Origin of the sequence: Flavobacterium sp., assembly GCF_044341265.1 — a bacterium.
In the GTDB taxonomy this organism is placed as follows: domain Bacteria; phylum Bacteroidota; class Bacteroidia; order Flavobacteriales; family Flavobacteriaceae; genus Flavobacterium.
The window spans coordinates 34,792-58,124 of sequence record NZ_JBIISA010000020.1; the positions used below are offsets into that span (position 1 = coordinate 34,792).

Sequence of the window (23,333 nt, forward strand, 5' to 3'; positions counted from 1 at the left end):
ATGGAAACAAAAAAATCATATATAGCTTGGTCAATTAGAATTATAGTTTCGTTACTATTTATTGTTTCAGCTGTTGCCAAAATGTACCCTTCACCTTATTTTGCCATATCAACTTTTGAAGTTAAACAGCTTTATACATTAGGTTTTTCTGAGCATGTTGCACCTTATTTTTCAAGAACTCTTATTGGAATCGAATTGGCAATGGGATTTTTATTGTTGCAAAACCATTGGTTGAAACGTTTTATTGTGCCAATGACTATTTTACTTTTAGCCGTTTTTGTTGGACATTTAACTTACGTAACTTTTTTGAGCGGTGGTGATTCTGGTAATTGTGGTTGTTTTGGTGAGTTAATTCCGATGACACCAATTGAAGCAATTATCAAAAATATAGTTGCTATTGGATTACTTGGATACTTGTATTATATTCTTCCGAAAGAAACTTCAAATCATAACTTTTGGATTTTAACAACAGTTCTTTTTGCTACTATTTTAGGAATATATATGGTAGCTCCTATTCAACCTATTGCAACTGCTCTTCCTGTTTCTGAAACTGAAGAACCTACTGAAGGTTTTGATAATTCAATGCCTACAATAGATTCAACAACTATGACGCTTCAAAATCCTTTGGAAAATGAAAAATTAACTAATGAAGTTAAAAAAGATACCGCTAAAAAAGTAGAAGTTCAAAACTTGAATGAACCTAAAAAGTTAAAATCAGGAAATGCTGCTCTTTTTCCGAGTATTGACAAAGGCAAAAAATTACTTTGCTATTTTGTTCCTGGTTGTGACCATTGTAGAGATGCGGCTAAAGAACTGACAGAAATGAGAAAGAAAGATGCAAGTTTACCGCCACTTTCTATTATTTTTATGAATGAAGAAGCCGATTTAATTCCTGCTTTTTTCAAAGAAGCTGGTGCAACTTATCCTTATAAAATTATTGAAATCATTCCGTTTTGGAATACTCTTGGAAGTGGTAAAGATACTCCAGGTGTTAAATATCTTTGGAATGGAAACGAAATAAAATACTATTGGGGAATAACTGACGATAAATTTGTTGGTGAGGATTTGAAAAAATATTTGAACCAATCGTATGAAGAACTTAAGAAAACGCATCCAAAATTATAAACTTATAATTAATTGAAAATGAAAAAAATAATAGTAATAGTAGCAATAATAATGACTTCAATATCATGTGGTAATGCACAAAAAAAAGAATTTTCTAAAGATGCTCTTAAAGGTAAATTAACAGACACCGAATCTAAAGAAGTTACTTTCAAAGAAATTTTAAAGAAACATAAAGGCAAAACTGTTGTCATTGAATTTTGGGCTTCTTGGTGCAGTGATTGTGTAAAAGCAATGCCAAAAGTTAAAGAGATGCAAGCTAATAATCCAAACGTAGTTTACATTTTCATTTCTTTGGATAAAGCATTCGACAAATGGAAAGCTGGAATAGAAAAACACGAATTAGCAGGAGAACACTATTGGGTTAATGACGAAAAAGGTATGAAAGGTACTTTTGGAAAATCAGTTGATTTAGATTGGATTCCGAGATACATGATTATCAATAAAAAAGGTCAAATTGAATTGTATCGTGCTATTGAAACTGACTTTGAAAAAATTAACGCTACTTTAAAAACACTAGAATAATGAGAAAGAAAATCGTTGCTGGCAATTGGAAAATGAACAAAAATGCCGAAGAAACTGAAGATTTATTAAATGAACTTATTGATAAATTACCAAACGATATTGAAGCACAAATTATTGTTGCTCCAACATTTGTAAACTTGGCATCTGCTTCTGATCATTTAGAATTTACAAATATTGTGGTAGCTGCACAAAATATGCATCAAGCAGAAAATGGAGCATATACTGGAGAAATTTCTGCAGATATGCTACAGAGCATCGGAGTAAATACTGTTATTCTAGGTCATTCTGAAAGAAGAGCTTACTTCAATGAAACCGATTCTCAATTGGCATACAAAGTTGATACAGCATTAAAACACAACATGACAGTAATTTTTTGCTTTGGCGAAGAATTAAAAGACCGTCAAGACAACCAACATTTTAATATTGTTGAGAATCAATTACGTGATGGTTTATTTCATATTAGTAATGAATCTTGGGAGAATATTATTTTAGCATATGAACCAGTTTGGGCAATTGGAACTGGTGAAACTGCTTCACCTGACCAAGCTCAAGAAATGCACGAATTCATCAGAGAAACAATCCGCAAACGTTTTGGAAGCGATCTCGCTGAAGACGTTTCAATCCTTTATGGAGGAAGTGTAAAACCAGATAATGCAAAAGAAATTTTTGGTAAACCAGATGTTGATGGAGGATTAATTGGTGGCGCAGCACTAAAAGCAGACGATTTCGTTGGAATTGTAAATGGGTTAAGATAATAATTCATCAAAATGATATAAATCCTCAACTGTAATTCAATCAGTTGAGGATTTTTTTTATTACTTAGTAACAAATTCTTACATTCATCGTCTTACTCTTAAACCAAACAACAAATTATTGTGGAAACGATTCTAAGCATTAAAAATCTTCACAAACGTTATGGCAAACTACAAGCTGTTAAAAACGTTTCACTAGAAATTCAAAAAGGAAATGTCTATGGCATTCTAGGTCCAAACGGAAGTGGAAAATCTACCACTCTTGGTATAGTATTGAATGTTGTCAATAAAACCTCAGGAGAGTATTCTTGGTTTGGAGGCACAATGCAAACACACGAAGCTTTGAAAAAAGTTGGTGCCATCATTGAACGTCCAAATTTTTACCCATACATGACGGCTAAAGAAAACCTAGAATTGGTTTGCAAAATAAAAGGAATCAGTTACAACAAAGTACAAGAAAAACTTGAAGTTGTAGGTTTGTATGATAGAAAAGACAGTAAGTTCAATACTTTCTCACTTGGAATGAAACAACGTTTGGCTATTGCTTCAGCTTTACTAAACGATCCAGAAATTCTTATTTTAGACGAGCCAACTAATGGTTTAGATCCACAAGGAATTCATCAAATTAGAGATATTATAAGATTAATTGCTTCACAAGGAACTACCATTTTATTAGCTTCTCACCTATTGGATGAAGTTGAAAAAGTATGTTCACATGTATTGGTTTTAAGAAAAGGCGAAATTCTTTACTCTGGAACTGTAGAAGGAATGTCTACTAATAATGGTTTTATCGAACTTCAAGCCAATGACAATAAAGTATTGATTGCAGCACTTCAAAATCATCCTAATATTACCAAAATAGTGGAAGAAGAAGGTAAAGTTTTGATTTATTCTAATACCAATATTGATCCTTCAGAATTAAATAAATTTTTGGTTGAGAAATCAATTTACTTAAACCACTTGGCTAAACGTAAAAACAGTTTAGAAGCACAATTTTTACAATTAACAGGCAAATAATCTACACAAAAATGAAACGATTACTCTCAATAGAATTACAAAAAATCTGGAAAAATAAAGCAAGTAAAATTTTAACTTTAAGTTATTTTATTTTGCTAACTTTTATAGCTTTAATTGCCTCTATAAAAATAAATATTGGTAATTTTCAACTTCATATTGCCGAACAAGGAATCTTCAATTTTCCATATATTTGGCACTTTAACACCTACATTGCAGCTATTTTAAAATTCTTCCTTGCTGTTGTCATTGTATCGATGATGGCAAACGAATATAGTTATGGTACTTTAAAACAAAACTTAATTGATGGAATGAGTAAAAAAGAATTTGTTACATCAAAATTCTTAACTGTTGTAGTATTTGCTGGAGTATCAACATTATTCATTTTTATACTTTCTCTTATTCTAGGATTGTCATTTTCTTCCTATAATGAAGTTGGAATAATCTTTTCGGAAATGGAATATCTCTTAGCCTATTTTGTAAAACTAACAGGATTTTTCTCATTCTGTTTATTTATTGGAATTTTAATAAAACGCTCTGCATTTGCTCTAGGATTCTTATTCGTATGGAATATAATTGAAGGAATAATTATTGGAATTTTGAATTTCAAAATTTTCCCAGATAGTGATTTTGATAAAAACATTACTCAATTTTTACCTTTAGAATCAATGAGTAATCTTATAGTTGAACCATTTACAAAACTATCAGTTATCAAAAATATTGAGACAACTATTGGTGGTGCAGCAAACTTAAAAGATTATGATGTACATTGGTATTCCATTCTTATAGTATTAGCTTGGACTGCTATTTTCATTTCTTCATCCTTTTACCTTTTAAAAAGAAGAGATTTATAGCCTATCGACGAATGTTAAAATATATAAGTTCTTTAGAATAACTCTAATTTATTTGCTATTTTTATCAAATGAAAAAGAGAGTTTTACTATACCTACTAACTATTTTACTATCAGCTAATTGTTTTTCGCAGTTTAGCAAAACGCATTACATTCCACCATTGTCTCACACAGATTCTGTAGAGCCTTTGGAACAATTTCTATATATATCAAGTCCAAGTTTAAATCCAATTAGCTTTCAAATTCAAGAAATTGGTGGTACAACAATAAATGGAACTGTAAGTAGAAACACTCCTTATATATATTCAATTGGATTTGGAACAGATACTCAACTTCTAACAAATGAAATTGATGTAAGTGTTGTTAAAAACAATAAAGGTTTTATCGTTCAGGCACAAGATCTAATCTATGTGACTGTAAGGTTGACAGCGCAAAATAATCTTCATGCTGGTGGATTGGTAGCTAAAGGTAGTGCAGCATTGGGAACTAATTTTAGAATTGGAGCTTTTATAAATACTGGAGCGCCAACTTCAACCGAAAACTACTTCACTTTTGCTTCTATATTGGCAACAGAAAACAATACAACAATTACATTTGACGACATAAAAACTGGTGTAACATTATTAAATAATGCTGCTGCAGGAAATACACCTGCAAATGTTACTCTTAATGCCGGTGATAGTTATGTAATTGCCGTAAAAGGTCCTTCTAATCCAAATAGAGATGGCTTGATTGGTATGTTGGTTAATTCTAATAAACCTATTGCGGTAAATTGTGGTTCTTTTGCAGGAAGTAATGGTTCTACAAGTAATTTAGATTTAGGTTTTGACCAAATTGTTTCTGCCGAAAGAACAGGTCAAGAGTATATTTTCATAAAAGGTTCTGGAGTTGATGTAACCGAAAGACCTTTAATTGTAGCTCATGAAGACAACACCCAAGTATTTACAAACGGTATAAATTTACCAATTGCTACCCTAAATGCTGGAGAATATTTGGCTCTAGATGGTTCTCAGTTTTCTGTTAATGGAAATTTATATGTCAATACTTCAAAGAATGTTTTTGCCTATCAAGGAATAGGTGGTTCTTCAAGTCAAGCCAATCAAAACATGCACTTTTTACCTCCATTAAGTTGTCAAACACCAAAAAAAATAGACAACATTCCTTTCATTAACGAAGTTGGAAACCAATCTAATTTTGATGGAACGGTATGTATAGTTACAAAATCTGGAGCTTCATTAGATTTTTTTATTAATGGAACTAGCTATACTTTAGCAACTTTACCGGGAGGTATCAATGTTAATGGTCCATTTGCAGTATTGGGAAATTCAAGTTATGTAACTTACACTCTTGAAGGATGTTCTGGAAATATATCAGTATTCTCTACAGAGCAAGTATATCTGTCTTATTATGGATCAAGTGGTGCTGCAACCTATGGCGGTTTTTACTCTGGTTTTACCTTTAAACCCGAAGTAGTTTTTCAACCAGTAGCAGGAAGTAGTTCCAATTGTATTCCAAACGTTAATCTAGAAATTAGTTCATTGAGTGGTTTTGATGTATTTCAATGGTATTTTAACGGTAATCCAATACCTGGTGCAACAAGTAGCTCATACATACCAACACTTAGTCCATTAGGTCCAGGATATTATAAAGTAAAAGCAACTTTAACCGAATGTAATATCGATTTATTTTCAGATGAAATTCCTGTAAGCATTTGTTCAACAAATTCTGATAACGATAATGCTAATGATGATATCGACCAAGATTATGATGGAGATGGAATTACAAACTGTAACGAATCATTTGGAAATCAAAATGTTTCCTTAGCAAATCCACTAGCAGGAACAGTAGCTGTAGGAACTTATTCAAATTCATTTACTGGAGCAATTTCAACTTCAATAACGGCAAGTGCAACACCTTTAATTGGAAATGCAGATGGTAGTTTTGTAACAGAAATTCCACCAGGAAAAACAAATACAGTTAAATATCAACTAACCTTTCCTCAACCTATATCATTAGCAATCGAATATGTTCCAACAGCAAATGCAACTGATTTATTAGATGCTAATGCTGAATTTATTATCAATTCACCAATAAACAAAACAATAACCGTTTTAAATCCAACAAATCAATTATTAATCGATACCAATTATGATGGTATTTTTGAAAGCGGTGTTACCGAATATTCTTCTTTCGAAATCCGATTTAGATTAAATAGTACAACACCATTAGCTGCAGGAACTGGAACATTCAAATTTATGGCCAGTCAAGTAACTTCAATAAGTTTTTCTCATAGAAATTTATCTGATGCTTTACCTAACAAATCAACATTCAAAATTATAGCAACTTGTGTACCAAAAGACTATGATGGTGATGGCGTATTTGACCAATTTGATTATGATAGTGATAATGATGGAATTCCTGATTATATTGAAATACAAGGCGCAACTTTTGTAGCTGTATCAAATATTGATGCTAATAATGATGGAATTGATGATGCCTACAACACTGGTTTAACACCTGTTGATTCTGATAATGATGGAATAGCAGATTATATTGATTTAGATTCTGACAATGATGGAATTTACGATTTAAATGAATCTGGATATACTTTAACCGATGCCAATTCTAATGGAATAATTGATGGTGCAAATTTTGGTATCAACGGTTGGTTAAACTCTCTAGAAACCACTCCAGATAGTGGAATTATTGCAAATAGTATCGCTAATACTGACAGTGATTCTTTAAATAATTATTTAGATTTAGATAGTGATGGTGATGGTTGTGATGATGTAATTGAAGCAGGCTACGCTGATGGAAACAACGATGGAATTTTAGGAAATACAACTCCTCCAACAGTAAATCCAAACAATGGTGTTGTAACAAGTGGAACCGGTTATATTAACCCAAATTCTAATTATTTCACACCAGCTCCAATTGTAATTACTACACAACCAGCGAATCAATTTTCTTGCGAATTACAAGGCACAACATTTACGTTAACAACATCAACACCAATAACCTCTTATCGATGGCAGGTATCATCAGATAATGGTTTGACTTGGACAAATATTGTAAATAACACCAATTATGCCGGTGCAACAACTGATGTTTTAGCTGTAAATAACATTACAATGTCAATGGCTGGCCATAAATATAGAGTCATACTAAACAGATTAGGAAACTCTTGCGGACTAATTTCTGGTGACGCTTCGTTATCAATTTATGCTTTACCTGTGGTGGTTTCTCCATTATCATTAATTCAATGTGATGATAATACTGATGGTATTTCTACCTTTAATTTAACCGAAAAAAATACGTTTATTTCTACTAATTCAGCAATTGAAACTTTTACTTTTTTCACAAATCAAACTGCTGCTCAAACCAATGATACTGCATTTTTAATTTCAAGCCCTATAGCATTTACAACAGGTAATACATCCGTTTGGGTTAGAGTTCAAAATGCAAATAACTGTCCCAGTGTTTCAAGATTAGATTTGATAGTTTCTACACCACAGTTGCCAGCTAGTTTTATAATACCTAATCAAGTAAAATGTGATGATTATATTAATGCAACCAATAACGAATATGATGGAATTGCAACATTTGACTTAACGCAAATTTATAACAACACTTTAGCCCAATTACCTACTCCAACCTCTGATTTTACAATAAAATTTTATAAAAATCAAGCCGATTTTAATGCTGAAAATGACAGTAATGGTAATTCATTAGCAATTACAAATATTTCAACTTATAGAAATATTGGATATCCAAATCAGCAAACTATTTGGGTTCGTGTTGACAGCAATATCAATAACGGATGTTATGGATTCAAAACTTTTAATCTTATCGTTGAACCAACTCCTGTTTTCAATACTGTTGGCGTAAATAATGTTATTCGTCATTGTGATGATGACCATGATGGAATTTACGGATTCGATACTTCTACACTTGAGAACGATATTCTTCAAGGGCAAACAAATATTGATGTAACTTATTATAATGCAACTGGAGTTCAATTTGCTATGACAAATCCTTTTTATGTAAATACAACTCGAACTATCACTGTAAGATTAACAAATAATCCTTCATTGGCAACAGATGGCCCATGTTATTACGAAAAAACAATTCAGTTTATAGTCGATGATTTGCCACAAATATTTCCTTTGCCTCCAAATCAATTAACTATTTGTGATGATGAAACCAATCCAGCTGACCAAGATGGGTTATTAGATTTTGATACAACTAATATACTTCCAACAATTTTGCAAGGACAAACTGGGTTTGATATATCTTTTACACTTCAAGATGGTACAGTAATTCTGAATAATTTACCACCAACTTTTACAACTGGAACTCAAAATGTAACCTTAACATTAACAAATCCATTAAATCCTAGTTGTCCTGTTTCAACAATTTTAAATTTTATTGTAAATCCAACTCCTAGTATTGATTTAAATCAAAATGGATGGGCAAATCAACTTGTGTGTACAAATCTTCCAACTTTCACAGTAACATTAGATGCTGGTATTACAGATGCAACACCTTCAAGTGCCTACACATACCAATGGTATTTAGAAGGAAATCTGTTGAGTGGAGAAACAAATTATTCAATAACAGTCAATACCGGAGGAACCTATACTGTAGTAGTTACAAACTCCTTTGGATGTCCAAAAACGAGAACAATTGAAGTTACCAGTTCAGTAATTGCAACAATTGATGATATTAATATTATTGATTTATCTGAAAATAATTCTGTAGAGGTAATTGTTTCTGGAAATGGTGATTATGTTTATAGTATTCAAGAACCTTATGGTCCATATCAAGATTCGAATATTTTTACCAATGTACCAATGGGTTTTCATACAATATATGTAAAAGACTTAAATGGGTGTGGAATAACAGAACAATTAATTTCTGTACTTGGAGTTCCTCAATATTTTACTCCAAATGGTGATGGGTTTAATGACACCTGGAATATTAAAGGCGCGAATGAGCAATTCTATGCTAACTCAGTTATACATATATATGATAGATATGGTAAATTAGTAAAACAAATATCAGCTGTTGGTCAAGGTTGGGATGGAACTTATAATGGTAATTTAGCTCCTTCAGATGATTACTGGTATAATATTACTTTTGATGATGGTAGAAATGTTAAAGGGCATTTTTCTCTTAAACGATAGTACATGAATTTTTACAAAAAAATAATTTACCTTTTTGTATCCTTTTTTGCGCAATTTAGTTTTTCACAAAATGATTGTGTTGATGCACTTGTAGCCTGCGGAAATAGTAACTATAACAACATATCAATTGTTGGTCCAGGCATTAGCGAAATTGATTTTACGAACTCATGTACTGGTCAAGAAAACAATTCGTTGTGGATTAAAGTTACTATTCAAAATCCGGGAACTTTAGGTTTCACTTTAATTCCAAATAATGCTTCTTTGAATATCGACTTTGATTTTTGGGTATTTGGTCCAACGGCAAGCTGTTCAAATCTTGGGCAAACAATAAGATGTTCCACGACAAATCCGCAGTTATCTAATGCATCCAATAATCAAACTGGAATGAATGCTACAGAAACAGATACCTTTGAAGGTCCAGCCGCACAAGGTAATAATTTTGTAAGTGCTTTAAATGTTCTGGCAAACGAGACTTATTATTTAGTAATTGACAGATTTAGTGGTGACAGTAACTTCAGTCTTCAATGGACAGGAACCGCAACTTTTAGTGATGCACCTATAATTAATAATACAACGGCTGGCTCAACATTAAACATCAGTAAATGTGATTCTGACGCGGTTCAAGATAACAGCACCTCATTTGATTTAACTCAAAACCAATCCTTAGCAATAGGTTTGCAAACCAATATTCTTGCCACATTTCACATTTCAGAAAATGATGCCATTGTTGGTTCTAATAAAATTATAAACACAACAAATTTTACTAATACATCAAATCCTCAAATCATCTATATTAGACTTGAAAATGCATTGACTGGTTGCTTTACTACATCCAATTTTAGTTTGACGGTAACACCATTTCAAACACAAAATCCTATAAATATTGAATCTTGTGATTTTGATAACAACGGATTTGCAACTTTTAATTTATTAGAAAATACTTTTATTTTAACTAATGGCGATCCTAATTTAGTGGTAACTTATCATCCGACAAACAATGATACCACTACTTTACCAAACAATTACACCAATCAAGTTGCTTTTACAAATGAAACTCTTTGGGCAAAAATTAGTGATAGTAGTACTAGTTGTTATGCCTACAAACCATTTGATATCATCATAAATCCAGCACCAGTTGCTGTTGCATCACAACTTACTCAATGCGATTTTGAAGTTTTTCCTAACGGATTAACCACTTTTAATTTGAACGAAGCCAACAATATAATTACAAATAATAATGCTAATTATGTTACGTCATTTTATTTAAATAATGCCGATGCTGTTGCAAATATTAATGCGTTATCGTCTAATTATACCAATATTTCAAATCCTCAAATAATTTCTGTTAGAGTTACAAATTCTGTAACCGGATGTTTTTCAATAACACAATTAACACTTAATGTAACTGTAAATCCTACGCAAGTTGTCACGATAGAGAAATGCGATGATGATGGTACAGAAGATGGAATAACAACATTCAATTTAGCCGATGCCGGATTTGAACAATCAGGAAATACTGTAACCTATTTTTCTACTCCAAATGATGCACTGCTGGAGCTAAATCAAATAACAACGACCACTTTTACAACTCAAACTGTTTATGCACGAATCGAAAATGGTAATGATTGTATTGGTGTTAACGTGATTAATTTAATTATAAAACCGTTACCCAATTTTACAATTACTCAATTCGGTTTGTTATGTTTAAACGATGTTTCGAAGTCGACGCAATTAACTGCTCAAATGGTAAATCCATTAAGTCATAGTTTTTTATGGACGCCAACCAATGAAACAACTCAAAGTATAGACGTTACTCAAAACGGAACTTACACAGTAACAGTAACAAATAATACAACTTCTTGCACTAAAACACTAGATATTATTGTAACTAGTTCAGAAATCGCTACAATTCAAGATATCGAAATTGTAGAATTATCAGATAATAATTCTGTAGAAGTACTTGTTAATGGAAATGGAGATTATGTTTATAGTATTCAAGAACCTTATGGCCCATATCAAGATTCGAATATTTTTACCAATGTACCAATGGGATTCCATACGATTTATGTAAAAGATTTGAATGGGTGTGGTATTTCAGAACAATTAATATCTGTATTAGGGGTTCCACAATATTTTACTCCAAATGGAGATGGTTTTAACGACACCTGGAATATTAAAGGCGTAAATGAGCAATTCTATGCAAACTCTATAATACACATTTATGATCGATATGGTAAATTAGTAAAACAAATATCGGCAATTGGTCAAGGTTGGGATGGAACTTATAATGGTAATTTAGCTCCTTCAGATGATTACTGGTATAATATTACTTTTGATGATGGTAGAAATGCAAAAGGACACTTCGCTCTCAAAAGATAATCATAAAATTAACTACATAAAAAAACCATCAGTTTTCACTGATGGTTTTTTTTATATTCAAATTTGACGAATTAGATTTTAAATCTTTTTCTATCATTTTCAGTTAAATAAATTTTTCTCAAACGAATAGTTTTTGGAGTAACCTCAACATATTCATCTTTTTGAATGTATTCTAAAGCTTCCTCTAATGAGAAAATAATTGGTGGAATAATTCTAGCTTTTTCATCATTTCCAGATGAACGTACGTTTGATTGTTTCTTAGCTTTGGTTACGTTAATACACATATCATCACTACGAGAATTTTCTCCAATAACTTGACCTTCGTAAATTTCATCATTTGGATTAACGAAGAATTTACCACGATCTTGTAATTTATCGATAGAATAAGGAATTGCTTTTCCGTTTTCCATAGAGATTAACGAACCATTGTTTCTTCCTGGAATCTCTCCTTTGAATGGTTCATAACCTATGTAACGGTGCGACATGATTGCCTCACCAGCAGTAGCAGTAAGTAATTGATTTCTCAAACCAATAATTCCACGTGATGGAATATTAAATTTAACAATCATACGCTCACCTTTACCTTCCATAGATAACATTTCACCTTTACGGATAGAAACAAATTCAACAGCTCTACCTGAAAGATTTTCTGGTAAATCAATTGTCAATTCTTCAATTGGCTCACATTTTTTACCATCAATTTCTTTGATAATAACTTGTGGTTGACCAATTTGCAACTCATATCCTTCTCTTCTCATTGTTTCAATAAGAACCGATAAGTGAAGTACTCCACGACCAAAAACCATAAATTTATCAGCAGAATCAGTTTCACCCATTCGCATTGCAAGGTTTTTCTCTAATTCTTTTGTCAATCTATCTCTAATGTGTCTTGAAGTAACAAACTTCCCTTCTTTACCAAAGAAAGGCGAATCGTTAATGGTAAACAACATACTCATTGTTGGCTCATCAATGGCAATAGTTTGTAAAGCCTCTGGATTTTCAAAATCTGCAATAGTATCACCAATTTCAAAACCTTCAACACCAACAATTGCACAAATATCACCAGCTATAACTTCTTGTACTTTTTTACGACCTAAACCTTCAAAAGTATGTAGTTCTTTAATTCTCGATTTCATTACAGAACCATCTCTTTTTACTAAAGAAATTGGCATACCTTCTTTCAACACACCTCTTTCTAATCTACCAATCGCAATACGACCTGTAAATGAAGAGAAATCTAAAGAAGTAATTAACATTTGTGGTGTACCTTCAGAAACCTTTGGCGCAGGAACATGTTCTACAACCATATCTAATAAAGGCTCAATATTATCTGTCATATTTTCCCAATGATCAGACATCCAATTATTTTTAGCAGAACCATAAACCGTAGGAAAATCCAACTGCCATTCTTCTGCACCCAATTCAAACATTAAATCAAAAACTTTTTCATGCACCTCTTCAGGTGTACAATTTTCTTTATCAACTTTATTGATAACCACACATGGTTTTAATCCTAAGTCAATAGCTTTTTGCAACACGAAACGAGTTTGAGGCATAGGACCTTCAAATGCGTCTACTAAAAGACAAACTCCGTCAGCCATATTCAATACACGTTCTACTTCACCACCAAAATCGGCGTGACCTGGAGTATCAATAATGTTGATTTTTGTTCCTTTATACGAAACAGAAACGTTTTTAGAAGTAATAGTGATACCTCTTTCACGCTCTAAATCGTTGTTATCAAGAATTAAGTCACCTGTGTTTTCATTTTCGCGAAAAAGTTGACAATGATACATAATTTTGTCAACCAAAGTAGTCTTACCGTGGTCAACGTGGGCAATAATTGCAATGTTTCTGATAGATTCCATCTGATTTTTTTAGAATGTGCAAAGGTACACTTTATTTTGATATAAAAAACCTTGCTTACAAGAGTTTACATTTTAATAACTATTATTACTTGAATCATTAAAAAAATGATTATTTTTTTAATAAAAAAGATGGTTTCATTATTTTTTTTTTATTTTTGAGTAATGAAAAGTTTTTTTTACAAAAGTATAGTAATTTATTTCCTAATCATCCTCATCATGGCTTTAATAAGCCACTACTATATTGTAAACTTCATTTCTGTTAATGATCAATTATTTTACAGTCTTTATATTTTTATATTTATTATTATTTGCTCACCAATAGCTTTGATAATAATTTTTAAGACAAATGATAAAAAAATTAATGATTCTATTACCAACTTAAAAAGAATCAACAAAGACCTTTATGAATCAAATGAAAGATATGATATAGTTGCAAAAGCAACTAGTGATACTATTTGGGATTGGGATATTAAAACGGGTGGATTTATTTGGAACAAAGGAATACAAGGCGTTTTTGGATACAAAAAAGAAGACGTAGGAGAAAACCTTCAATGGTGGTTTGAGAAAATTCATCCCGAAGATAGCTTAAAAATGTCGGTAAAGCTTTATTCATTCATTGAACAGAAAACTGAAAAATGGCAAGATTATTATAGATTCATGTGTGCCGATGGAACTTATAAATACGTTTTCGATAGAGGCTTTTTAGTAATGGATGATGACAGAAATGTTATTCGTATGATAGGTGCTATTCAAGATATCACCAAGCAAAAAGAAGAGGAACAAAGATTAAAACTATTAGAAACTGTTATTACTCAAACAAAAGACACCGTAATTATTACTGAAACGAGCAATACAGAAAAAGAACTACCAAAAATTGTTTTTGTCAATCCTGCATTTTCAAAAATGACAGGATATAAATCAAAAGAAGTAATTGGAAAAAATGCTACTATTTTGATGAATAAATTTAGTGTTAGGAATGATATAAAAAAATTAGCCGAAGTCATCAAAAAGAAAGAAGAATTTACTTTTGAAGCATTAAATAAAAGAAAAAACGGCGAGCAATATTGGGTTAATCTTACAATGATTCCTATTACTAACAAAGATAATCAACATTCTCATTGGATTTCAATACAAAGAGATATTTCAGTCGAAAAAGAACGTGAAAAAGAACGTGAACATCTTATTAGCGAACTTACACAAAACAATAAAGATCTAAAGCAGTTTTCATATATAACCTCGCATAATCTTAGAGCTCCGCTATCTAATCTAACTGGACTATTAAATCTAGTTGAGGATATTCCTATAGAAAATCAAGAATTAAATGAAATCATTAGTGGTTTTTCTAAATCTACACACCAACTTAATGAAACTATAAATGATTTAGTAAATGTGATTATCATCAAAGATAGTCCATCAATTCAAAAAGAAGGTATTGTCATTAAGGATGTATTTGAAAATGTTTTTAATCAATTAAGTTTTTTAATTGGAGTAAAAAAACCAATTATCAAAATGGATTTAAATAAGGATCAAATAGTTTACTTAAACAAATCTTACATTGAAAGTATTTTATTAAATTTGATGTCAAATTCGCTACGTTATTGCAATCCAATTAGACAATTAAAAATTTCAATAGCTTCAAAAAAAGTAGGAAATGAAACAATTATCACATTCAAAGATAACGGAATTGGAATTGATTTAGAAAGAAATAAAGATAAAGTATTTGGATTATACCAAAGATTTCATGACTATCCAGATAGCAAAGGATTAGGCTTGTACTTAGTAAAATCTCAAGTAGAATCAATGGGAGGCACTATTAGTATTGATAGCACAGTTGGAGTTGGAACTACTTTCACAATAATTTTTAAAAACAATAAAGATGTATAATAAAATATTATGTGTTGATGACGATCCCATAACACTTATGCTGTGTAAAAAAGTAATTGAAAAATCTGATTTTTCTAAACAAATAGATACAGCACACAATGGTGAAGATGCACTTAGATATTTTGACAACTTAAAAAACAATTTAGAAAAAGATAACAACATTATCTTACCTCAACTAATGTTTTTAGATTTAAATATGCCTATTATGGGAGGATGGGAATTTCTTGATATATTCTCCGAAAACAAGTATCATGACTTTTTCCCTGAACTAAAAGTAATTGTATTATCCTCTACTATTGACCCTAGAGATATAGAAAAATCAAAATCTTACTCAATGGTCATCGATTTTCTATCCAAACCTATTACCAAAGAAATGCTATACTATTTTAGTAACAATAAACAATAAAAAAAAGCTTCCAAATTGGAAGCTTTTTTATTTTATCGTAATTAAAACATTACAGTTTTGCAACATGTTTAGTTAACTTAGATTTTAAGTTTGACGCTTTGTTGTCATGAATAATGTTTTTCTTAGCTAGTCTATCAATCATAGAGATTACACTAGATAATTTTGAAGATGCGTCAGATTTATCAGTAGCTAATCTTAATGCTTTTATTGCATTACGAGTAGTTTTGTGCTGATATCTATTTAACACTCTTTTCTTTTCGTTACTTCTAATTCTTTTTAAAGCTGACTTATGATTTGCCATTTTTTCCTTTTTTTAATTGTAATAATTGTTATAAACTACTAGTTAAAAAAGAAAAACCTCCCACAACTTAATTTAAAGTCACTTTGGTTTTAACTAATAAAATAATAACAGAGACACCAATTATTATTTTACAAAACTTATTTACAACTAATTTTGTAGCCCGTAGGGGAATCGAACCCCTCTTACATGGATGAAAACCATGCGTCCTAACCGATAGACGAACGGGCCAATATCATCCTTCGTTAATCTTTATTTTCAGTAAACTGAACTTGTAGCCCGTAGGGGAATCGAACCCCTCTTACATGGATGAAAACCATGCGTCCTAACCGATAGACGAACGGGCCATTACATTATTTTGTAATGCGAGTGCAAAAATACAACTATTTTTAATTCACGCAATAGTAGCAAGCACTTTTTTTAATTATTTTTTAATATGCTTTTGCAAACAACACTCTACCAGTAGATTTAGCTCCAGAAAAAATACATTTTCCATCCTCTTCTACTCTATCTAATGGGATACATCTGATGGTAGCTTTAGTTAAATCTTTAATTTTTTCTTCTGTTTCAGGTGTTCCATCCCAATGAGCTGATATAAAACCTCCTTTATTTTCTAATACTTCTTTAAACTCTTCGAAAGAATTCACCTCTGTTATATGAGCAGTTCTGTAATCTATAGCTTTTTGGAATAAATCTTTTTGAATTGTATCTAACAAATCACTTACATAAGCAACAATTTCTTCTTTAGAAACTACTTCTTTAGTTAGTGTATCTCTTCTTGCCACCTCAAAAGTTCCGTTTTCTAAATCTTTTGGACCAACTGCAATTCTAACTGGAACTCCTTTTAATTCCCATTCTGCAAATTTGAATCCTGGTTTTTGAGTAGTTCTATTATCATATTTGATAGAAATATTCAATTTTTTGAATTGAGCCATCAAACCATTTACAACTTCAGATATTTTTTCAAACTCTTCATCAGTTTTAAAGATTGGAACAATAACAACTTGTATAGGAGCTAAATTTGGAGGTAAAACCAATCCGTTATCATCCGAATGAGTCATAACTAATGCTCCCATTAAACGTGTTGATACACCCCAAGATGTTCCCCAAACATATTCTTGCTTTCCTTCTTGATTAGCATATTTAACATCAAAAGCTTTTGCGAAATTTTGCCCTAAGAAATGTGAAGTTCCAGCTTGAAGTGCCTTACCATCTTGCATAAGTGCTTCAATACAATAAGTCTCTTCAGCACCGGCAAAACGTTCTGTTTCAGTTTTTAACCCTTTTATTACTGGAATAGCCATAAAATTTTGAGCAAAATCTGCATAAACATTCATCATTTTTTCAGACTCTTCAATAGCTTCTGCCTTGGTAGCATGTGCTGTATGACCTTCTTGCCACAAAAACTCAGCAGTTCTTAAAAACAAACGCGTTCTCATCTCCCAACGAACCACATTTGCCCATTGATTAATCAGTAAAGGTAAATCTCTATAGGATTGAACCCATCCTTTATAAGTAGACCAAATGATAGCTTCACTTGTAGGACGAACAATTAATTCTTCTTCCAATTTAGCATTTGGATCTACCATTAATTTACCTGGACGTGTCTCATCATTTTTTAAACGATAATGCGTCACAATGGCACATTCTTTAGCAAAACCTTCAGCATTTTTTTCTTCAGCTTCAAACATACTCTTGGGAACAAATAAAGGAAAATAGGCATTACTATGTCCTGTTTCTTTAAACATTCTATCTAATTCTGCTTGCATTTTTTCCCATATTGCATAACCGTATGGCTTAATTACCATACAACCCCTTACACCTGAGTTCTCCGCTAAATCTGCTTTAACTACAAGTTCGTTATACCATTTGGAATAATCCTCTTCTCTTTTTGTTAAGTTCTTACTCATAATGAATAGTTTGGCATAAAAATTGTTTAACTTATTTTAACTAAATAGTTCGGCAAAACTAACTATTTTTGTATTGTCCAACAATAAAAAAGCTATAGATATGAAAACAAATTCTTTTTTTACCAAAAAAATCTCCATTTATTCTGTATTTGGACTTTTTGCATTGATTGCAACTTCTTGTGGTTCATACCAAAACACATCATATTATGATAATGATGGAATTTATGGTTCTACCGACAATAAACCTAAACAAACTGAAGAATCGAAAGCTAATAGTGCTTATTATAAAGAATACTTTAGTTCTTTAAAGCAAGAAAGTGAGGAAGTTTTTACAGATGTTGAAACTTACTCGTCTTATAATGATACCATTTCAAGAAATCAATCTCAAACTGAAGTAAACTATGCTGGCTGGGGATCTAACAATTCTGAAAATATTATCGTTAATGTTTATGACAATGGTTGGGGTTGGAACAACTGGGGTTGGAACAACGGTTGGGGTATGAATAATTGGGGCTGGAATAACTGGGGTTGGAACAACGGTTGGGGCTGGAATAATTGGTACGGTCCAGGATGGGGCTGGAACAACTGGGGTTGGAACAACGGTTGGGGCTGGAATAATTGGTACGGACCAGGATGGGGTTGGAATAATGGTTGGTATGGAAATGGTTGGTATGGAAATGGTTGGGGTTGGAATAACGGATGGAATGGTAATAATTATGCTTTTTCTAACGGAAGAAGAAACACCAATTACAATAACAATATAAATAATGGTTTGGGAAATAGAAGAGCCTCTAATATAGGAAATACCAGAAATACAAATACTATAAGAAGTAGTTATCAAACTGATGGAGTTAGACGTACTAATACTACTGTTAGAAATCCAAATACGACTAGAAATGATTCTCAAACTGGCGGCGTAAGAACTACTAGTCCTACTAGAAATGATAACAATACTGTTAGACCAACTACAAGTCCTGTTAGAACTAGCACAAACACTAGAAGTTATGATAGTCCAAGATCTTACTCTCCAAGTCCAAGTAGCGGTGGAGGTGGTAGCTTCGGCGGTGGAGGCGGTGGAGGTAGATCGTCTGGCGGAGGTAGAAGATAATTATCAATCTAAAGTAAAAATTTATGAAAAAGATATTTGCAATTGCGATAGCAACATTAGCTGTCTCAACAATACAAGCACAAGATATTAATGATGCCTTGCGTTATGGACAAACAGATTTGAACGGAACCGCTCGATTTAGAGCAATGGGTGGTGCTTTTGGAGCGTTAGGTGGTGATTTTTCCTCACTAAATGTAAACCCAGCAGGTTCTGTGATATTTGCTAACAATCAAGTGGGATTAACTCTAAGCAATTTTAATATTAAAAACAATTCAAATTATTTCGGAAATAAAACTTCTGAAAATGACAATAGTTTTGATCTAAATCAGGCTGGTGCTGTTTTTATATTTGAAAATGGAAGTGCTAAAAGCGATTGGAAGAAATTTTCCATAGCTATAAATTATGAAAATGCAAGAAACTTAGACAACTCAATATTTTCATCTGGAGTAAATAGACAAAATTCAATAGATAATTACTTTTTAAGTTATGCAAATGGTGTGCCCTTTGGAAACTTAAATAGTTTTAATTATGAAGATTTATTTTTTAACGAACAGCAAGCTTATCTAGGGTATAATTCATATATAATTGATCCTTTAAACACTACAAACAACAATATAGAATATTACACTAATATAGCTGATGGCGGAAATTATTATCAAGAAAATTCGATAGAAAGTGTTGGTTATAATGGAAAACTTACTTTTAACGCAGCTACAGAATACAAAGACAAATTCGCTTTTGGTATTAATTTAAATTCACACTTTATAGATTATAGACAATCTTCGAGCTTTTTTGAAGCAAATGATAATCCAAAATACGCTGTTGGGTCTACGGTAGATAGAGTTCGTTTTAACAACCAACTTTATACATACGGAACTGGTTTCTCTTTCAATATTGGAACTATTTTTAAACCAACTAAAGAAGTAAGATTAGGTTTAGCTTACGAATCTCCTACGTGGTACCGACTTAACGATGAATTATCTCAACAAGTTATAACTTCGGGTTATGGATTGGATCCAGCTCAAGATAATACTTTGTATTCTACGCAAATTACAGATCCTAACGTAATAATGATTTTTCAACCTTATAAACTACAAACTCCAGGAAAATGGACTGGTAGTTTTGCTTACATCTTCGGAAAAAAAGGATTGATAAGTCTTGATTATTCTATGAAAGATTACAGCAATATGGAATACAGACCTCAAAACGACTTTCCTAATGAAAACAGAACAATGAGAAACTTGTTAACAACCTCAAGTGAAGTTAGAGTTGGTACAGAATATAAAATCAAAAAACTAAGTTTAAGAGGTGGTTACCGTTGGGAACAAAGTCCTTACAAAGATGGTAATGCTATTGGTGATTTAACAGGTTACTCTGGTGGATTAGGATACAATTTTGGTTCAACAAAAGTTGACTTGGCTTATGCTCATGCTAAAAGAAATTACAATTTACAATTCTTCTCGCAAGGTCTTGTTGACCCAGCAAGAATTGAAAATATAACAGATAATGTAACTCTTACTGTAATATTTGAATTATAATCTTATAAAAAAACATTTGAATAAACCATTCGATTTTCGGATGGTTTTTTTTATGGATTTATCTTCAAATGAAATTCATAGTTTCTGAAACAACTTCAAATTAATTATTGTAATTTTGCACTCCAATTAAATTAAGGTATGAGAACCAAATCGTTAAAGAAAAACAAAATCAATGTCATCACACTAGGATGTTCTAAAAACACTTACGATAGTGAGGTTTTAATGGGACAATTGAAAGCTAGTGGCAAAGATGTCGTTCATGAACAAGAAGGAAATATTGTAGTAATAAACACCTGTGGTTTTATTGATAATGCTAAGGCAGAATCTGTAAATACTATTTTGGAATATGCCGATAAAAAAGAACGTGGAATTGTAGATAAAGTATTCGTTACCGGATGCTTATCCGAACGCTATCGTCCTGATTTAGAAAAGGAAATTCCCAATGTTGATCAATATTTTGGTACTACAGAATTACCTCTTTTATTGAAAGCTCTTGGTGCTGATTACAAGCACGAATTACTTGGTGAGCGTCTTACAACAACACCAAAAAACTATGCCTATTTAAAAATTGCTGAAGGTTGTGATAGACCATGTAGTTTTTGTGCTATTCCAATTATGCGAGGCAAACACGTTTCCCAATCTATTGAAAAATTGGTTAAAGAAGCCGAAGGTTTAGCAAAAAATGGTGTGAAAGAATTAATTCTAATTGCACAAGATTTAACCTATTATGGTTTGGATTTATACAAAAAACGTAATCTTGCCGAATTACTTGAAAACCTTGTGAAAGTAGAAGGAATTGAATGGATTCGTCTGCATTATGCCTTCCCTACTGGTTTTCCGATGGATGTTTTGGAATTGATTAAACGCGAACCAAAAATCTGTAATTATATTGATATTCCGTTGCAGCATATTTCTGATAAGATTTTGAAATCTATGAAACGTGGTACAACAAAAGAAAAAACAACCAAATTATTAAAGGATTTTCGTGAAGCTGTTCCTGGAATGACGATTAGAACTACATTAATTGTTGGTTATCCTGGAGAAACTCAAGAGGATTTTGAAATCATGAGAGATTGGGTTCAAGAAATGAAGTTTGAACGTTTGGGTTGCTTTACGTACTCTCACGAAGAAAATACTGGTGCCTTTGTTCTCGAAGATGATGTTCCTGAAGATGTTAAAAAAGCTCGTGCACAAGAGATAATGGATTTACAATCACAAATTTCATGGGATTTGAATCAAGAAAAAGTGGGTCAAACATTTAAATGCATAATCGACCGAAAAGAAGGTGAACATTTTGTTGGAAGAACCGAATTTGATAGTCCAGATGTAGATAATGAAGTTCTTATTGATGCTGCAAAATTCTATGTAAAAACAGGTGAATTTGTAAATGTAAAAATCATTGATGCATCAGAATACGATTTATATGGCGAACCTGTGTAATTTGAAATATTTTTTATAAATTTGATTTTCTAAACAATTTGATAATGAAAACATTAAAATTAGTTTTTACAACAAGTTTACTATTAGGCTCTATAACATTTGCATCAGCTCAATTTGGTGGGAATGGGATGAATAACGGTATGGGAATGGGTGCAAGAAACCAGCAAAGAATGCAAAATCCTAACAATTTTGGACGCAATGAAAAAAGTGCTGAAGAAATAGAAAAAGAAAGAGCAGAAAACATTGACAAAACTGTTGAATTTTTAAAAACAGAATTAAAATTAGATGAACTACAAATTATTGTCATCCGTAAAGAAATAGAAACTAGTTCAAAAAAGATTTATGCAGTTGTAAAAAATGATGAAATATCTGAAGAAGACAAAACTAAAGAAATTGAAGCAATCTCTGAAAAAACCGACACAACAATAAATACTTTTTTAAATGCTGAGCAAAAAGAAAAGTATAAAAAGTTTATTGAAAATAAAAAAGAAAATTTAAACAAACTGAAAGAAAAACGATCGAGATAAAAACTCAAATCACAAAATAAAAAACTCCTAAACAATCAAGTTTAGGAGTTTTTCGCGTTATTAACCAACCTTATAATCAATTATGATTTTGCTACTACATTGCCTTTAAAAGTTAAAACTTTCGGATTAACATCAGCACTTGTTGTAACGGTAACAGTTTTTGTAAATGAACCAGCAGCTGCAGCATTATAGGTAGCTTTTACATATCCTGTTTTTCCTGGCGCAATAGATTCTTTAGTATAATCGGCAGCTGTACAACCACAAGCTGGTTTTACATTTGTAATAATAACTGCTTTAGTACTTGTATTTTTAAATTGAAATTCAATCAATTTTGGAGTTCCTTGTGGAATTTGTCCTACGTCGATAGTTTCGCTTTTCCAAGCAATAGAACCTGCTTCCGTAGTTTTTACTGTTGGAGTTTCTTCTTTAGAAATTACTGTAAATGACATTAATCCTAAAGTCAAAGCTAGCATTGAAATTTTTAAAATTTTCATATTTTTATTTGTTTAAATTTGTTTTGTTTTA

General features: G+C 31.7%; 17 protein-coding genes and 2 tRNA genes. 13 read left to right on the plus strand and 6 right to left on the minus strand.

Features of this window, described 5'->3' with window-relative positions:
- The 7 genes from ACIQ06_RS10595 to ACIQ06_RS10625 all read left to right on the plus strand — a co-directional run bounded on the left by ACIQ06_RS10595 (nucleotide 1) and on the right by ACIQ06_RS10625 (nucleotide 11,829).
- On the plus strand, nucleotides 1-1,125 hold the full coding sequence (locus ACIQ06_RS10595; RefSeq protein WP_396146170.1) for a MauE/DoxX family redox-associated membrane protein: 1,125 nt from the start codon (nucleotides 1-3) through the stop codon (nucleotides 1,123-1,125).
- A gap of 18 nt (nucleotides 1,126-1,143) precedes the next feature.
- On the plus strand, nucleotides 1,144-1,647 hold the full coding sequence (locus ACIQ06_RS10600; protein WP_396146172.1) for a TlpA family protein disulfide reductase: 504 nt from the start codon (nucleotides 1,144-1,146) through the stop codon (nucleotides 1,645-1,647).
- Nucleotides 1,647-2,402 (plus strand): triose-phosphate isomerase, encoded by a 756-nt coding sequence (gene tpiA, locus ACIQ06_RS10605; RefSeq protein WP_396146174.1) that lies wholly within the window; start codon nucleotides 1,647-1,649, stop codon nucleotides 2,400-2,402. The genes ACIQ06_RS10600 and tpiA overlap by 1 nt, the downstream gene beginning before the upstream one ends.
- A 120-nt stretch (nucleotides 2,403-2,522) precedes the next feature.
- On the plus strand, nucleotides 2,523-3,416 hold the full coding sequence (locus ACIQ06_RS10610) for an ABC transporter ATP-binding protein (RefSeq protein WP_396146176.1): 894 nt from the start codon (nucleotides 2,523-2,525) through the stop codon (nucleotides 3,414-3,416).
- 11 nt (nucleotides 3,417-3,427) lie between these two features.
- Entirely contained in the window at nucleotides 3,428-4,267 is an 840-nt protein-coding gene (locus ACIQ06_RS10615; RefSeq protein WP_396146178.1) for an ABC transporter permease, read from the plus strand.
- Between the two features lie 68 nt (nucleotides 4,268-4,335).
- Nucleotides 4,336-9,450 (plus strand): T9SS type B sorting domain-containing protein, encoded by a 5,115-nt coding sequence (locus ACIQ06_RS10620; protein ID WP_396146180.1) that lies wholly within the window; start codon nucleotides 4,336-4,338, stop codon nucleotides 9,448-9,450.
- Between the two features lie 3 nt (nucleotides 9,451-9,453).
- Nucleotides 9,454-11,829: a T9SS type B sorting domain-containing protein gene (locus ACIQ06_RS10625; protein WP_396146182.1), complete on the plus strand. Its 2,376-nt coding sequence runs from the start codon at nucleotides 9,454-9,456 to the stop codon at nucleotides 11,827-11,829.
- A gap of 71 nt (nucleotides 11,830-11,900) precedes the next feature.
- Here the strand turns inward: ACIQ06_RS10625 and typA are convergent, their stop codons facing one another.
- Entirely contained in the window at nucleotides 11,901-13,697 is a 1,797-nt protein-coding gene (gene typA, locus ACIQ06_RS10630) for a translational GTPase TypA (protein ID WP_344816172.1), read from the minus strand.
- Nucleotides 13,698-13,913: 216 nt separating this feature from the next.
- Between typA and ACIQ06_RS10635 the strand changes: the two genes are divergently transcribed.
- Nucleotides 13,914-15,581, plus strand: a complete 1,668-nt coding sequence (locus ACIQ06_RS10635; protein ID WP_396146184.1) for a PAS domain-containing protein — start codon at nucleotides 13,914-13,916, stop codon at nucleotides 15,579-15,581.
- Complete coding sequence (locus tag ACIQ06_RS10640; RefSeq protein ID WP_396146186.1) at nucleotides 15,574-15,987, plus strand: response regulator; 414 nt, start codon at nucleotides 15,574-15,576, stop codon at nucleotides 15,985-15,987. Before ACIQ06_RS10635 ends, ACIQ06_RS10640 begins: the two co-directional genes overlap by 8 nt.
- A 49-nt stretch (nucleotides 15,988-16,036) precedes the next feature.
- On the opposite strand, the gene rpsT is transcribed toward ACIQ06_RS10640, so the two are convergent.
- The 4 genes from rpsT to proS form a co-directional block, all read right to left on the minus strand.
- On the minus strand, nucleotides 16,037-16,288 hold the full coding sequence (gene rpsT, locus ACIQ06_RS10645; protein WP_298303183.1) for a 30S ribosomal protein S20: 252 nt from the start codon (nucleotides 16,286-16,288) through the stop codon (nucleotides 16,037-16,039).
- Between the two features lie 156 nt (nucleotides 16,289-16,444).
- Nucleotides 16,445-16,516: transfer RNA gene (locus ACIQ06_RS10650), tRNA-Glu, on the minus strand.
- A gap of 44 nt (nucleotides 16,517-16,560) precedes the next feature.
- Nucleotides 16,561-16,632, minus strand: a tRNA-Glu gene (locus ACIQ06_RS10655).
- A gap of 84 nt (nucleotides 16,633-16,716) precedes the next feature.
- Entirely contained in the window at nucleotides 16,717-18,195 is a 1,479-nt protein-coding gene (gene proS, locus ACIQ06_RS10660; RefSeq protein WP_396146189.1) for a proline--tRNA ligase, read from the minus strand.
- A gap of 100 nt (nucleotides 18,196-18,295) precedes the next feature.
- Here proS and ACIQ06_RS10665 point away from each other — a divergent pair, with 100 nt between their 5' ends.
- From ACIQ06_RS10665 to ACIQ06_RS10680, 4 genes are all read left to right on the plus strand, one after another.
- The gene (locus ACIQ06_RS10665; RefSeq protein ID WP_396146191.1) at nucleotides 18,296-19,303 is read left to right on the plus strand and encodes a hypothetical protein; all 1,008 of its coding nucleotides are present in this window, start codon (nucleotides 18,296-18,298) and stop codon (nucleotides 19,301-19,303) included.
- A 23-nt stretch (nucleotides 19,304-19,326) separates the two neighbouring features.
- Nucleotides 19,327-20,841, plus strand: a complete 1,515-nt coding sequence (locus ACIQ06_RS10670; RefSeq protein ID WP_396146193.1) for an OmpP1/FadL family transporter — start codon at nucleotides 19,327-19,329, stop codon at nucleotides 20,839-20,841.
- Between the two features lie 138 nt (nucleotides 20,842-20,979).
- A complete protein-coding gene (gene rimO / locus ACIQ06_RS10675; protein WP_396146195.1) occupies nucleotides 20,980-22,281 on the plus strand; it encodes a 30S ribosomal protein S12 methylthiotransferase RimO in 1,302 nt (433 codons plus the stop codon).
- Nucleotides 22,282-22,325: 44 nt separating this feature from the next.
- A complete protein-coding gene (locus tag ACIQ06_RS10680; RefSeq protein ID WP_396146197.1) occupies nucleotides 22,326-22,808 on the plus strand; it encodes a hypothetical protein in 483 nt (160 codons plus the stop codon).
- A gap of 80 nt (nucleotides 22,809-22,888) precedes the next feature.
- On the opposite strand, the gene ACIQ06_RS10685 is transcribed toward ACIQ06_RS10680, so the two are convergent.
- Nucleotides 22,889-23,302, minus strand: coding sequence for a DUF1573 domain-containing protein (locus ACIQ06_RS10685; protein ID WP_396146199.1), 414 nt, complete (start codon nucleotides 23,300-23,302; stop codon nucleotides 22,889-22,891).
- Nucleotides 23,303-23,333 lie beyond the last annotated feature (31 nt).